12 protein-coding genes are annotated in these 13,866 nt (G+C 36.1%); all 12 read left to right on the forward strand.

Annotated elements, in window-relative coordinates:
- The first annotated feature begins 16 nt into the window (after positions 1–16).
- Positions 17–1,057, forward strand: coding sequence for an N-acetylneuraminate synthase (neuB, locus tag ACIGAM_RS07955; protein ID WP_396510926.1), 1,041 nt, complete (start codon positions 17–19; stop codon positions 1,055–1,057).
- The gene (locus ACIGAM_RS07960; protein ID WP_396510927.1) at positions 1,054–1,980 is read left to right on the forward strand and encodes a hypothetical protein; all 927 of its coding nucleotides are present in this window, start codon (positions 1,054–1,056) and stop codon (positions 1,978–1,980) included. Before neuB ends, ACIGAM_RS07960 begins: the two co-directional genes overlap by 4 nt.
- Positions 1,977–3,098, forward strand: a complete 1,122-nt coding sequence (gene neuC, locus ACIGAM_RS07965; RefSeq protein ID WP_396510928.1) for a UDP-N-acetylglucosamine 2-epimerase — start codon at positions 1,977–1,979, stop codon at positions 3,096–3,098. Before ACIGAM_RS07960 ends, neuC begins: the two co-directional genes overlap by 4 nt.
- Positions 3,099–3,189: 91 nt before the next feature.
- Positions 3,190–4,593, forward strand: coding sequence for a hypothetical protein (locus ACIGAM_RS07970; protein WP_396510929.1), 1,404 nt, complete (start codon positions 3,190–3,192; stop codon positions 4,591–4,593).
- Positions 4,590–5,678: a glycosyltransferase family 4 protein gene (locus tag ACIGAM_RS07975; protein ID WP_396510930.1), complete on the forward strand. Its 1,089-nt coding sequence runs from the start codon at positions 4,590–4,592 to the stop codon at positions 5,676–5,678. The genes ACIGAM_RS07970 and ACIGAM_RS07975 overlap by 4 nt, the downstream gene beginning before the upstream one ends.
- Entirely contained in the window at positions 5,678–6,817 is a 1,140-nt protein-coding gene (locus tag ACIGAM_RS07980) for a glycosyltransferase family 4 protein (protein WP_396510931.1), read from the forward strand. Before ACIGAM_RS07975 ends, ACIGAM_RS07980 begins: the two co-directional genes overlap by 1 nt.
- Positions 6,814–8,361: a glycosyltransferase family 2 protein gene (locus ACIGAM_RS07985; protein ID WP_396510932.1), complete on the forward strand. Its 1,548-nt coding sequence runs from the start codon at positions 6,814–6,816 to the stop codon at positions 8,359–8,361. The genes ACIGAM_RS07980 and ACIGAM_RS07985 overlap by 4 nt, the downstream gene beginning before the upstream one ends.
- Positions 8,358–9,347, forward strand: coding sequence for a glycosyltransferase family 2 protein (locus tag ACIGAM_RS07990; protein WP_396510933.1), 990 nt, complete (start codon positions 8,358–8,360; stop codon positions 9,345–9,347). Before ACIGAM_RS07985 ends, ACIGAM_RS07990 begins: the two co-directional genes overlap by 4 nt.
- On the forward strand, positions 9,347–10,459 hold the full coding sequence (locus ACIGAM_RS07995; RefSeq protein ID WP_396510934.1) for a glycosyltransferase family 4 protein: 1,113 nt from the start codon (positions 9,347–9,349) through the stop codon (positions 10,457–10,459). The genes ACIGAM_RS07990 and ACIGAM_RS07995 overlap by 1 nt, the downstream gene beginning before the upstream one ends.
- Positions 10,460–10,461: 2 nt before the next feature.
- Entirely contained in the window at positions 10,462–11,535 is a 1,074-nt protein-coding gene (locus ACIGAM_RS08000; RefSeq protein WP_396510935.1) for a glycosyltransferase, read from the forward strand.
- Entirely contained in the window at positions 11,516–12,886 is a 1,371-nt protein-coding gene (locus tag ACIGAM_RS08005) for an O-antigen ligase family protein (protein WP_396510936.1), read from the forward strand. Before ACIGAM_RS08000 ends, ACIGAM_RS08005 begins: the two co-directional genes overlap by 20 nt.
- Positions 12,843–13,853, forward strand: a complete 1,011-nt coding sequence (locus ACIGAM_RS08010; protein WP_396510937.1) for a glycosyltransferase family 4 protein — start codon at positions 12,843–12,845, stop codon at positions 13,851–13,853. Before ACIGAM_RS08005 ends, ACIGAM_RS08010 begins: the two co-directional genes overlap by 44 nt.
- Positions 13,854–13,866 lie beyond the last annotated feature (13 nt).

A 13,866-nucleotide genomic window follows, 5' to 3' on the forward strand; every position in this document is an offset into this window, starting at 1 on the left:
AAGCACTTAACTTACCTTGAACCCATTCATCCAAATAGCAGATCGTAAAATAGGACCAGATTACCCGCCACTGGTGATTGCAGAAATTGGTATTAATCACGAAGGTTTGCTTCAGGTGGCTAAGGAGATGGTTGATGCAGCTTGCCGGGCCGGCGCTGAGGTCGTCAAACATCAAACGCACATTGTAGAAGATGAGATGAGCGGTGCTGCAAAAAAAGTGATTCCAGGTAATGCAGATGTGTCGATATATGAGATTATGCGACGTTGCGCTTTAAGCGAAAGTGATGAAATTGAATTAAAAAACTATGTCGAAGAAAAAGGAATGCTCTTTATTTCGACACCCTTTTCACGAGCCGCGGCAAACCGACTTCAAAAAATGGAAGTTCCCGCTTATAAAATAGGTTCCGGAGAATGTAATAATTATCCCTTGCTCAAACATATAGCAGGTTTTGGAAAACCGGTGATTTTAAGCACCGGAATGAATACCCTTGAGAGTGTTTCTAAAGCGGTGCACATTTTTAAAGAAGCACATACACCACTAGCACTTTTGCATACCACTAACTTATATCCCACGCCTATTCATTTAGTGCGATTTGGAGCGATGACTCAATTGCACGAGGCGTTTCCTGAAGTTCCATTCGGGTTGTCAGATCATACCTTAAATAATAATGCGTGTCTGGGCGCAGTAGCGCTTGGAGCCTCTATTCTCGAACGTCACTTTACAGATCATATGCAGCGTACGGGACCGGATATTGTTTGTAGTATGGATGAAAAAGCCTGCAGTGAACTCATAAAATCCAGTAATGAAATCTGGCAGATGCGCGGGGGTGAAAAAGCTCCGGCAAAGGAAGAACAGGTAACTATTGATTTTGCATTCGCAACCCTTTGTACCATCGCTCCGATAAAAAAGGGCGAAGTCTTTACAGAAGAAAATATTTGGGTGAAAAGACCGGGGACCGGGGAGATTCTTGCAGAGGAATTTGATTCTATATTAGGCAAAATTGCCGCTAGAGATATTGCAGTAGATGAGCAATTAAGACTAGATGATATATTGTGATAAAATTAAAAGTAGCCTATACAAGAGTTTTTAATTTTTTGATTCACAGATATTTCGAATTAAGATTTAAGAAAAATAAAGAAATACTCGCAAAGAATTTTGAAAACGGAAGGTTTGCGATTGAAGTATTTTCTAAAATGGGATTTGGAGCCAATTTGATTTGGGTTCTAGAGATATTAGCTTTTTGTGAGGAAAAAAACTTAACTCCGTATATTAAATTTAGAAATCCTTCAAAGCGGGTTGGTGCTACTAGTTTTTCTGAATTTATAAAAGTTCAACCTCAAAATTTAAAGTCAACATCTGTTAAATATGCAGCAATACGTAATTTTTCAGAACTTAATTTTTCAAATCTCTGGGATTATAACGCACGTTTAACAATTGAACGTGCACATTTTCTGGTAAAAAAATATATAATATTAGACCCTCAATTACTTCGTGAAGTAAATACCTTCGAAGCATTAAATTTTAAGGGTCACACAGTAATAGGAATTCATTATAGAGGCACAGATAAGATAACTGAAGCTCCTGCGGTACGTTATGAGGCGGTTTTATCTGTCATGCAACAGCAAATTATTGAAAAAAAAAAGGAACTCAAATTTTTTATCGCCAGTGATGATCAGGGTTTTGTAGATTTTGTAAGAAAAAACATTCCGGAATCTGCACTTATAATTCGTTCCTTAAAACGTTCAGGTAATGGTAAACCTATACATATTTCTTTCAAAAACTATAGGGCAGTAAATAGGGAAGCTCTGGTTGATTGTTTACTGTTATCAAAATGTTCAAAGCTTTACAAAACAGCTTCTATATTAAGCGGTTGTTCTGTAATTTTTAACCCTCAGCTTGAGGTAGAAATGTTAAATGAGCCTTATCCTGAATACAGATTTTTTCCAGAAAAATTTCTAATAAGTAAACCTAAGATTTGAAAAAAATAGCTTTCCTTACCGGCACCCGCGCAGACTTTGGTAAACTAAAGTCGCTGATTCAGGCGGTTCAGAACGATGCCGATTTTGAATACGGCATTTTTGCAACCGGGATGCATTTGCTTGAGAAGTACGGGATGACGGTGATTGAGATTGAAAAAGCGGGGTTTACAAACATTCATCGTTTTGAAAATCACACCTCAGAAACAACGATGGATCTTACTTTAGCTAAAACCATTGAAGGATTTTCGGCTTATGTAAAGGAGTTTCAACCATATTTAATAGTTGTTCACGGCGATAGGGTAGAAGCGCTTGCAGGAGCTATTGTAGGCTCTCTCAATAATATTTTAGTTGGGCATATTGAAGGAGGCGAACTTTCGGGTACGGTAGATGAGTTGATTCGGCATTCGGTGAGTAAATTAAGTCATATTCACTTTGTATCCAATAAAACGGCGGCTAAGCGTCTTGTGCAAATGGGCGAGTTGGAGTCCTCTATTTTTACCATAGGTTCTGCAGATTTAGATGTGTTGTTCAGTTCGCAGTTACCTTCCTTAAAAACTGTAAAGGCTTATTATAACATTACGTTTGAGAACTATGCGGTGGTCCTTTATCATCCGGTTACTACAGATTTTTCAAATTCTAAATCGTATGCAGCACATTTTGTAGCTACTTTACTTCAGGATGACACTAACTATATTGTGATTTATCCAAATAACGATTTGGGTTCTAACGAGATTTTAACGGAATATGAAAAACTGAAGAACAACCCCAGATTCCGTATTTTTCCTTCCTTACGATTTGAATACTTTATCACGCTTCTTAAAAATGCTAAGTTTCTAATAGGTAATAGTAGTGCAGGTATACACGAGGCACCGTACCTAGGAATTCCGACGGTCAATATTGGTAGGCGACAGGAAAACAGGGACTTGCATACAAATACAATTGTTCACGTTGCAAATACTGTTGCCGCTATTTTAGAAGGAATTGATTCAGCCAAAAATATGCAGGTAATCCCTAAAAATCGTAAATCATTGCAAAATGCTGCTGCTCTTTTTCTACAAAATCTTTCTTCTCAAAAACTTTGGGAGATAGATCATCAGAAGCAATTTAGAGATCTTTAATTTCTGAAAAAGGTTTCAATACGAGACAACGCACTTCTATTCTCGTAAACTCCTCAAAAATGGCTATTTTCGTCTTGCCCAAATTAAAATAATGAGATCTGAAAAGAATTCCCTCGGCATCGTTATTACAGACGGTGTTGGTTTTCGCAATTTTGTACTCAGTACTTTTTTACAAAAGGCAGCTAACGACTTCTCTAAGATTGTGATTTTTTCAGGCCTACCTATTTCCGCATATCCACAGCTTGACACTTCTATTTTTAATATTGTAGAATTACCTGTTTTTGTTGAAACGAAGCAGAATTGGTTTTGGCGTAAACTTAAGGAAATTGCTCATTTGCAAAATCACAGGCAGAATCCCGGGATTGCAGATAATTACCAGATGAATAAGAGCAAAGGCTGGAGTCCTCATGCTATTCTGGTGAGAGCAGTTTATGGGATTAGTCGGTTTTTTCATTCTGAAAAGAATATTCTTTTTTTTGAAAAGCTGCAGGAAAAAAGTTTTAATAATGACCCTGTAGTAAAGCAGTATGGTGAGATTTTAAAAAGTCATAAAACAGACTTATTATTTTTTACACATCAGCGGCCACCCTTTATCGCAACCTTAGTTTTTTGGGCGAAAAAATTAAATATACCTACCGCATCTTTTATATTCTCGTGGGATAATCTGGCTTCAAAAGGAAGAATGGCTGCAACTTTTGATCATTTTCTGGTATGGAGCGACTTGATGAAAACGGAATTGCTTCGGTTTTACCCGCTTACAGATGCACAGCATATTTCTGTAGTAGGTACTCCGCAATTTGAACCTTATGTTTTACCAGAATATGAGCTTTCTGAAGCAGAATTTTACAAAGAATTTAATCTCTTTCCGCAGAAAAAAATAATCTGCTACAGTAGTGCAGATGCCACCATTGGTCCTAACGATCCTCTGATTATTGCTACAATTGCTGAAGGTTTACAAAATGGAGAAATTAGTGATGCCCAATTATTGGTGCGTACTTCCCCGGCTGAAGATGAACGCCGTTTTGCTGAAACGAAAGCCCTTTATCCTGAAATAAAATGGAATCACCCCAAGTGGGAGCTTACCCGTGAAGGTCATCCAGAACCCTGGTCACAGCGCATTCCAACTCCAAAAGATCTTACGGTTCTTAAAGCTGTTTTGCAGTACTCAGACCTGAATGTAAATATGTTATCTACAATGAGTCTTGATTTTATGCTATTTGATAAGCCGGTAATTAATACAGCTTTTGGAAACCCGGAGAACGGATTGTACAATGATCAGCGCTTTTTAAACTATGAACATTACGATAACGTAGTTAAAAGTGGAGCCGTAAAAATCGCGACCAATAAAGAGGAACTTTATAGCGCCATAAATACCTATTTGCAAAATCCTGAACTCAATAAAAAGGAGCGAAAAGAGCTAATAACTATGCAAATAGGACAACCTTTGAATGAAACCACACAAGCCTGTGTAAATGCTTTAAAAGCAATTGTATGAGTAAAAAAAAACTGGCAGTAGTTTGTAATTATATATTGCGCGCAGACCGTATAGGAGGGATGGATCGTTTTTTTGTTGCTTTTGACACCGCTGCAAAGAAGATCAATTATGAGATTGACTGGTTTTTTCCAGATGCTGAAACTTTTGATTTCTATAGAGATTTAACTGTTTTTTCTGCGGAAGACAAACTTACAGTTGAAGCATTTTTCTTAGATCACCTCACAACTTCTAAGGCTAAATATGACGGCTTAATAACCCATTTTACAGAGCTGAGTACTAAGTTTTATAAGGATGCAAAAAAGCTGGGGTCTATAAAACAGATAATTGCAGTAGATCATAATCCCAGACCTTTAAATGGGTTTCCGCTTAAAAAGCAACTCAAAAACAAATTAAAAGCATTTTTATATAGTAAGGCAATCGACCGTTTTATAGGCGTTTCAAGTTATACAGCTAAGCATATCGTCAAAGATCTGGGCAAAACCGTTGCTCTAAAAACGGGAGTTATTTACAATGGGATTGATACTTCGGTATTTAAAAAAAGGGAAGGTGAGTCTGAAGCCAAAACAGCGTATAAATTTATAGTGGTTTCACATTTACGTGAATCTAAAGGAATTCAGGATTTAATTGATGCGTTAAGTTATTTGACAGATGCAATCAAGACGCGTATTCACATAAGTATTTATGGGGAAGGACCTCTAGAAGAAGGTTTAAAACAGCAAGCCCAGGATCTTGGGGTTTCTGAACTATTGGAATTTAAAGGCAGTTCGTCTGAAATTCCTCAGATACTTGCCAACTACGATTACCTGATACAACCTACCTATATGGAGTGTTTTAGTCTTTCTATTTTAGAAAGTCTTTCGGCAAATGTGCCTGTTATAACGACAACGGTAGGAGGTAATCCTGAGATTATTACAGATGGAGTTAATGGCTTTCTTTTTCAGCCTAAAGACAAAACGAAACTTTCTTCGATATTTACAGATATAGTGAACGGCGATCTAAAAATCACGAAAGATACATCTGTTTTGATAGAAAAAGAATACGCTTTAGACCGAATGGTTGCAGAACACATCAATCTCTTAAACTAATGCACGTCGCCTTTTTAACTCCCGAATATCCTCATCCTGAAATCAAAGGTTCAGCGGGTTTGGGAACGAGTATCAAAAATTTGGCAGCCGGTTTGATCGCTAAAGAAATACAGGTTACTGTTTTTGTTTATGATCAGCAAAAGGATGTTGTTTTTAATCACCACGGAATTACAATACACAGTATCGCAAAGCGCAAGTTTAAACTGGGTGGCTGGTATTTATATCGTAATTTTTTACAGCGCTATGTAAATAAATACATCACACAAAATGGAATACATATATTAGAAGCTCCAGACTGGACCGGGATTACAGCATTTATGTCGTATAAATGTCCGCTTATCATACGCCTGCACGGAAGCGATGGCTATTTCTGTAACTTGGAAAATAGACCTCAAAAATTTAAGAATCGTTTGTTTGAAAAATCGGCGTTGAGAAACGCAGATTACATTCTTTCAGTAAGTCAATTTTGTGCAGATTTGACTTTTAAAATTTTTAATTTAAAACGGGATATCAAAGTAATTCTTAATGGTGTAGATACTGCTGCTTTTAAACCAGAGAAGGAGACTGAGGTTGATTTTCAACTTTTATATTTTGGCAGTATCATTGGTAAAAAAGGAGTTTTAGAATTGGCTAAAATTATGAATCTTGTTTTTAAAAATGAGCCAAAGACACGTCTTGTTTTAGCAGGCGCAGATGTTAAAGATATTTTCACGCAACGATCTACACAAGAACTTTTTTTAGAAGGTGTAGAACCTCAATTTCATAAGTATATCACTTTTAGAGAGGCGTTGCCTTATAATGAGATTAAAACAGAGATCGCAAAAGCTTCGGTAGTGGTTTTGCCTAGTTTTGCAGAGGCTTTACCTATGACCTGGATCGAAGCAATGGCCATGCAGAAAGCATTGGTAACTTCAGATATTGGTTGGGCTAATGAGATTATGATAGATGGCGAAACCGGATTTTCCGTAGATCCCAAAAATCATTTAAAATTTTCAGATCGTATTCTGGAGCTTTTACATAATTCTGCTTTGCGGGAGAAAATGGGAGCTGCTGCGCGCAAGCGTGTTGATTCTAAATTTGCTTTAGAACACGTAGTAGATCAAAATATATTATTTTACAAAAAAGTAATAGCAGATTGATTGTTTTAATACATAACGGGCAAAAAGCCATATCGATTACAGACCGTAACACGTGGAAAACCATTGCTGTAAATGCTCGTATACTTTCTGAAATACTTATAGAATTAGCGCAAAAATTTAGTGGTCGTAAACTTATATGGGTACATCAGGAAATAAGTGAGCTGGTAGATTTTAATTTTATTCGCTCGCAGAAAAATGCTCATACTCTATTAAGTTTTGCGGTTGCACACCCTTATATTTTGAATGAAGAATTGGGGTTTGTAGATCAATCGGTTTTTTTAACTGTTAATCAATCTGTTTGTTATCCTACTTATTTAATGAGTGCAGATGTGGGATGTGTCACATCAAATACGTTACTACATTTTGCATCACATATCCCTGCATATTCAGATTTCAATTTATTTCTAGCGGTCTTAGCAAAATTAGGAATGCCTAAAGGCCTTTTGTGTTATAGTGAACCACGATTAATACAGTCTAAAAGTACTAATTTTGAATTGTGTTTTTCTAAAAATCAGAAATTTACCTATTCTTTTATTGCTGCCACTAAGAGTAAAGCTTGGCTACTACTTTATGAATTTCAGCGTCTTATTTATACAAAATCTATAAGTCCGTTTTATTTATTAAAGGCTTTAGGTCAAAAACAAATTGATACCTCTTCGATTCAGTATTTACCTAAAACTGAAGTCAAGGAGTCCTTTAATTTTACAATACAATCTATTGATGTGGTTATACCTACAATAGGTAGAAAAACGGTATTGCATCAAACTTTACGAGACTTAGCTGCGCAGAGCGTCACTCCCAAAACAGTATTGCTCGTAGAGCAAAATCCGGATTTAGGGACTTTTTCAGAGTTAGATTACTTGCAGACTGAAAATTGGCCGTTTGAAATCAAACATGCATTTACACATAAAACAGGTGCGTGCAATGCGCGTAATTTGGCATTAGATCAGATTACCTCAGAATGGGTTTTTCTGGCGGATGATGATTTAAGAATTCCTTCAGATTTTCTGGAGGAGGCATTACAATTTATTGGGCACGCTAAACCAGATGCCTTTACGGTAAGTTGTTTACAGGAAAGAGAAGAAGAACACGTTAAATCTGTTATTCAATGGGAGGCTTTTGGTTCGGGGTGTAGTTTTGTAAAAGCTTCGATAGTTAAAATGATACGTTTTGATACGGCTTTTGAATACGGTTTTGGAGAAGATGCAGATTTTGGGATGCAATTACGCAACTTAGGAGTTGATGTATTGTACAATCCGTTTTTAAAGTTAATACATCTTAAGGCGCCATCAGGAGGTTTTAGAACGCAATTTAAAAAGCCCTGGGAATATGAGGAGATTCAGCCAAAGCCTGTTCCTACAGTACTTGCTTTCTTTTTAAAGCATAAAAGTAAATTTCAAATACTAGGATACAAAACCTTGTTATTTTTAAAGTTTTATAAGAATCAATCGGTTAGAAATCCATTTTCTTATCTTCGGCAGATGCAAAATCGCTGGACCCTGAGTAAATCCTGGGCAGAAAAACTCCTGTCAGATAAACAATGAATTTTTCCTTAATCATTTGTACATATCAAAGAGCAGATGCCATTGCGAGTCTTTTAAATTCAGTAATAAAACAATCTGCCTATCCTAATCAAATTATTGTTGTAGATGGATCTGAAGGTATAGAAACGCAAAGTCTTTCTTTAGAAAAAACATTTAAAAATCTAGAGTATTTTAAAGTAGAAGATGACGTTCGTGGTCTTACTAGACAACGTAATTACGGTATTTCGCGGTTAAATGAAGAAGCTGAGGTTGTTTGTTTTCTGGATGACGATGTGATTTTAGAAACTAAATATTTTGAAGCGGTTATAAAAACATTTCGAGATCGTAGCGATGTTGTAGGAATAGGCGGTGTTGCCACAAATGAAAATCTTTGGAAACCATCAAAAAGAACAGAATCTACAGATAAAATATATGTTTTAGACGGCTATGAGCGTAAAGAATCTCAGCGTTTTTACCTTCGGAATAAACTGGGTTTGCAATCTCCAGACTTACCTGGGATTATGCCTTCTTTCTCTCACGGGCGTACCTATGGTTACCCGCTTACGGGTAAAGTTTATGAAGTAGATCTGCTTATCGGGATGGCGATGAGTTTCCGCAGAAGTGTAATAGATTCAGAAAAATTCAGTTTGTATTTTGATGGTTATGGTCTTTATGAAGATGCAGATTATAGTCTTAGAGCCCTTAAATACGGAAAGAATGTTATCTGTACATCGGCAAAACTCGAGCATTATCACGATCCTGCCGGTAGACCGCAACCCTATAAATATGGTAAAATGGTTTTGCGTAACGGCTGGTATGTATGGCGTGTAAAATTTGCCAATCCTGATCTCAAATCACGATTAAAATGGAATGCTACCGCACTTTTATTAACGCTCATTCGCTTTAGTAATGTGATTACAACTTCTGCAAGAAAAGCAGCTTTTTTAGAAGCTTCAGGAAGACTTGCCGGTTGGTTTAGTTTGATTTTTAATAAACCGTGTAGTTAATGAGATTTGCAGTAATCACCCAAATTGAACATTATAAGGCAGGCGGAAAATATTATTCATACACACCTTATATTAAGGAAATGAATCTGTGGTTTAATCACGTAGATGCGGTTTGTATAGTTGCTCCTTTAAATTCTACAAGACCCGGAGAAATAGATATTGCTTACGAAAGAAACGAAATTGAATTCAAAGAAGTCCCGGCGATTAATCTCACGTCATTTTATCAATTTATAAAGGGATTAATAAAGCTTCCGCAAATTTTAGTTGCCATTTATAAGGCGATGGCTCAAGCTGACCATATTCATTTACGATGCCCGGGCAATATGGGATTACTAGGAGCTTTTATTCAGATTTTATTTCCACGGAAGCGAAAAACAGCAAAATATGCAGGTAATTGGGACCCCAAAGCTAAACAACCCTGGAGCTACAGGCTTCAGAAATGGATACTCAGCAATACATTTTTAACAAAAAACATGTTGGTTTTAGTTTATGGCGAATGGCCCAATCAAACAAAAAACATAAAACCTTTTTTTACCGCAAGTTATACTGAAGCTGATAAAGGCGCTATTCCGGCAAGAAAGTATGACTTGCCGCTGCGCTTTTTATTTGTGGGAAGTTTAGTTGCAGGTAAACGACCTCAATATGCGATAGATCTTATAGAAGAACTTATTTTAAAAGGCTTCCCCAGTGAACTGCATTTTTATGGAGATGGTATTCTTAAAGAACAGCTACGAGAGAATTTAAATAATGATAATTTAAAGGGAGCTTTATATTTTCACGGAAATCAAAAACCAGAACTAGTACAGGAAGCTTATCAAAAAAGTCATTTTTTAATTTTGCCTTCTAAGAGTGAAGGTTGGCCTAAGGTTTGTGCCGAGGCGATGTGGTGGGGTACACTACCGCTGGTAACACCTGTATCTTGTGTGCCTTTTATGGTGGGCAAATCAGAACGTGGAATTTTTATAAATTCTAATTTAGATGTAGATATAGCTGAACTAATACCTATTTTAAAAAATAAAGAGCAATTAAAATTAATGGCTAATAAAGCCTCAAACTGGTCTCGAGCGTATACCTTAGATCGTTTTAATGCAGATATTAAAAAGCTCCTGTAAAAATGCGTATACTCCAATTAATTGATAGTCTTGAGGTAGGAGGCGCTGAGCGTATGGCGGTAAATTATGCTAATGCGTTGCTTGGTAAGATAAAAGTTTCTGCCTTGTGCGCCACACGTGCAGAGGGAGATTTAAAAAGTCTTATAGAATCTGACATTCCTTATTTATTTTTGAATAAAAAACGGACACTAGACCTTGCTGCATTTTTACGTCTACGAAGGTTTATAAAGACTCATAATATACAGCTTATACAAGCGCACGGAAGCTCTTATTTTACAGCTGTTTTAGTGAAAATGATATCACCTGGACTTAAACTAATATGGCATGATCATTATGGGAATAGCGAATTTTTAAAGCAAAGAGACGCCCGGATTCTAAAGCCTTTGAGTAGGTTTTTTGATGGGGTGATTGCTGTAAATGATAATTTAAGCTGCTGGTCTAAAGAATATTTAAATATAGAGAAGAGTATTTTTGTAAAAAATTTTATAGCCGATGCGCTTCCGTTAGACAAAAGTTTTAAAATTAATGGAGTAGTAGGAAAGCGTATAGTTTGTGTAGCAAATTTAAGACCTCAAAAAAATCATCAATTACTTTTAAAAAGCTTTGAAGAATTACTGAAAATAGATGATCAATATACTCTACATCTCTTTGGAAGCAAGATAGATACTACCTATTCAGATTTAATTTTAAGCAGTATTGAAACCTCTGGATTTAAGAATTCGGTTTTTTATTATGGAACTCATTTAAAATTATCTTCAGTTTTGCCTCATTTTGATATAGGAGTTCTAACCTCAAATTCTGAAGGTCTACCTTTATCCTTATTAGAATATGGGCAGGCCGGTCTTGCGGTGGTAGCTACTAATGTAGGAGATTGTGCACAAGTGCTTGATGGTGCTGGTATTTGTTTACCTCCTAACGATTCTGAATCTTTGGTTAATGTAGTTTTAAAATACAAATCTATTCCTCAATTAAAAATTGAAAACGGAAGATTGTTGCGGAAAAAGGTTGATAGTTTTTACAGCTCAAAATCTGTTTTACCCGAAGTAATTGACTTATATGAGCATGTTCTCTACTAATTATAACAAAATATACATTCAGTTAATAGCACTGCATGCAGCGATAGGCTTTGCAATATATCTATTTCGGTTTTTAGGGATTATTTACTTCTTAGGATCAATTGCATTTTTTGTAATATGGATTTTTCAGACTGGTAATAAACAAAATCAGGTGTTAATCGCTGCATCGTATATGACTGCGGGCGAAGTGTTTTTTAGAATGACAGGTGGGAGTATAATACCCTGGGAAGCCGGTAAATATTCGGTTATTTGTTTTATTCTAATAGGACTCTTTTTTAGCGGAACGTCAAGAAAATCTGCCGTCTATTGGCTTTATTTATTATTGTTAATACCAGGCGTTATCTACGCAGCTTCTACTTTAAATTTTGATACAAACGTTAGAAATGCAATTATGTTTAACCTAAGCGGACCTTTTTGTTTGGGTATTGCAGCGCTATATTGCTATGATCGCAGGGTAAGTAGAGAACAGTTACATAAGATAGTTTGGGCACTATTAATGCCCGTAATTTCATTGGGATCTTATCTTTATTTTTATACACCAGATACACGAGAAGTTTTAAACGGTACAGGCTCTAATTTTGCGCTTTCGGGTGGTTATGGTCCTAATCAAGTTGCAACAGCTTTGGGAATTGGGATGTTTGCGCTAGCAATTCAATTATTTGTGAATGGGAGAAACAAACTGATCTTTTTCATAAATCTCGCATGTTTAATGTTTCTAACCTATCGAGGGATAATTACATTTTCGAGAGGAGGTATTTTTACAGCAGCAATAATAAGCGTAGTATTCATCTTTTTTTACTTTCAAGGGGTATCTAAAAAGAAGAAAAATGCGCTTTCATTCTATATGTTAATTTTAGGAGTTGCGATTGCCACAACGTGGTTTATTTCATCAGTACGTACGATGGGGCTTATAGATTTACGTTATGCAAATAAAGATGCTGCAGGGCGCATAAAAGAAGATATTTCTACAGGTAGGGAAGAGTTAATTACTTCAGAACTTACATTTTTTGTAAATAATCCTATTATGGGTATCGGGGTAGGTAAAACAAGAGAGTATCGCGAAGAAAAACTAGATATTCTAGCAGCCTCGCATAATGAACTTAGTAGACTACTTTCAGAACACGGTATTTTTGGGTTATTTGCATTAATAATACTTATTATAGCTCCCTTGTTTTATAGAATGGGAAATAGAAGAAACTATTTATTCTATTCGTTTTTTGGATTTTGGTTTCTTACAATTAACCATTCTTCTATGCGGATAGCTGCACCTGCTTTTCTTTACGCGCTTGCGCTACTCAATGTTATCAATGAAAAGAAAAATACTCTACATAGGAAACAAATTAGCGAATAAAGCTGCGACTCCTACCGGTATAGATACCTTAGGGCCTAATTTAGCGAAAGCCGGTTATCGGTTGCGGTATGCAGGCACAAAAGCGTCTAAAATAGTGCGTTTTTTTGAAATGCTTTTTGCGATTATAAAGAACAAATCCTGGGCAGACTATGTGCTTATTGATACTTACAGTACTCAAAATTTTTGGTTTGCCTATTATTCAGGTAGATTATGTGCATTCTTAAATTTAAAATACATTCCTATTTTACACGGTGGTAATCTGCCTCACCGGTTAGCGTCATACCCAAAATCGTGTAAGCGTTTATTTAGTAAGTCATTTTTAAATGTAAGTCCGTCAATATACCTTAAAGAGGCGTTTGAAATTAAACATCTTGCTGTAAAACATATTCCTAATGCTATAGCAATTGCGAACTACACTTTTAAAAATCGCGAAGTAATACGCCCAAAGCTTTTATGGGTTCGGTCTTTTGCTTCGATTTATAATCCGTTATTAGCTTTAAAACTAGTAGAAGAACTTCGGGCCGAGTTTCCTACTGTTGAACTTTGTATGGTAGGACCAGATAAAGACGGGAGTTTGAGTAATTGTAAAGCATACGCAGAAAAAAACAAACTTCCAGTTACGTTTATGGGCAAATTGTCAAAATCAAGTTGGATTGCGTTATCTCAAAACTATGATATTTTTATAAATACTACGCATTTTGATAACTTTCCCGTTAGTATATTAGAAGCTATGGCTTTGGGTTTACCCGTAATAAGTACAAATGTAGGAGGGATTCCTTTTTTAGTAAAAGACAAATTTACAGGTTTGCTTGTTGAAGATAATGCAGTTATGGAATTTGCAGAACAAGTAAAATTTTTAGTTAGTGGAACAAAGATTGCCACTGCTATAAGTCTTAATGCAAGACATATGGTTGAAAAATATGATTGGGAAATTGTTGAGAATAAATGGCATACCATCCTGTCTTAAATGCGTTATATTT

The organism is Leeuwenhoekiella sp. NPDC079379, from assembly GCF_044542075.1.
Lineage (GTDB): Bacteria > Bacteroidota > Bacteroidia > Flavobacteriales > Flavobacteriaceae > Leeuwenhoekiella.

Coding starts and splice junctions, on each gene's coding strand:
- ACIGAM_RS07970 (WP_396510929.1), top strand. CDS start 3,190: ATGAGATCTGAAAAGAATTCCCTCGGCATCGTTATTACAGACGGTGTT.
- ACIGAM_RS07975 (WP_396510930.1), top strand. CDS start 4,590: ATGAGTAAAAAAAAACTGGCAGTAGTTTGTAATTATATATTGCGCGCA.
- ACIGAM_RS07980 (WP_396510931.1), top strand. CDS start 5,678: ATGCACGTCGCCTTTTTAACTCCCGAATATCCTCATCCTGAAATCAAA.
- ACIGAM_RS07990 (WP_396510933.1), top strand. CDS start 8,358: ATGAATTTTTCCTTAATCATTTGTACATATCAAAGAGCAGATGCCATT.
- ACIGAM_RS07995 (WP_396510934.1), top strand. CDS start 9,347: ATGAGATTTGCAGTAATCACCCAAATTGAACATTATAAGGCAGGCGGA.
- ACIGAM_RS08000 (WP_396510935.1), top strand. CDS start 10,462: ATGCGTATACTCCAATTAATTGATAGTCTTGAGGTAGGAGGCGCTGAG.
- ACIGAM_RS08005 (WP_396510936.1), top strand. CDS start 11,516: ATGAGCATGTTCTCTACTAATTATAACAAAATATACATTCAGTTAATA.
- ACIGAM_RS08010 (WP_396510937.1), top strand. CDS start 12,843: ATGAAAAGAAAAATACTCTACATAGGAAACAAATTAGCGAATAAAGCT.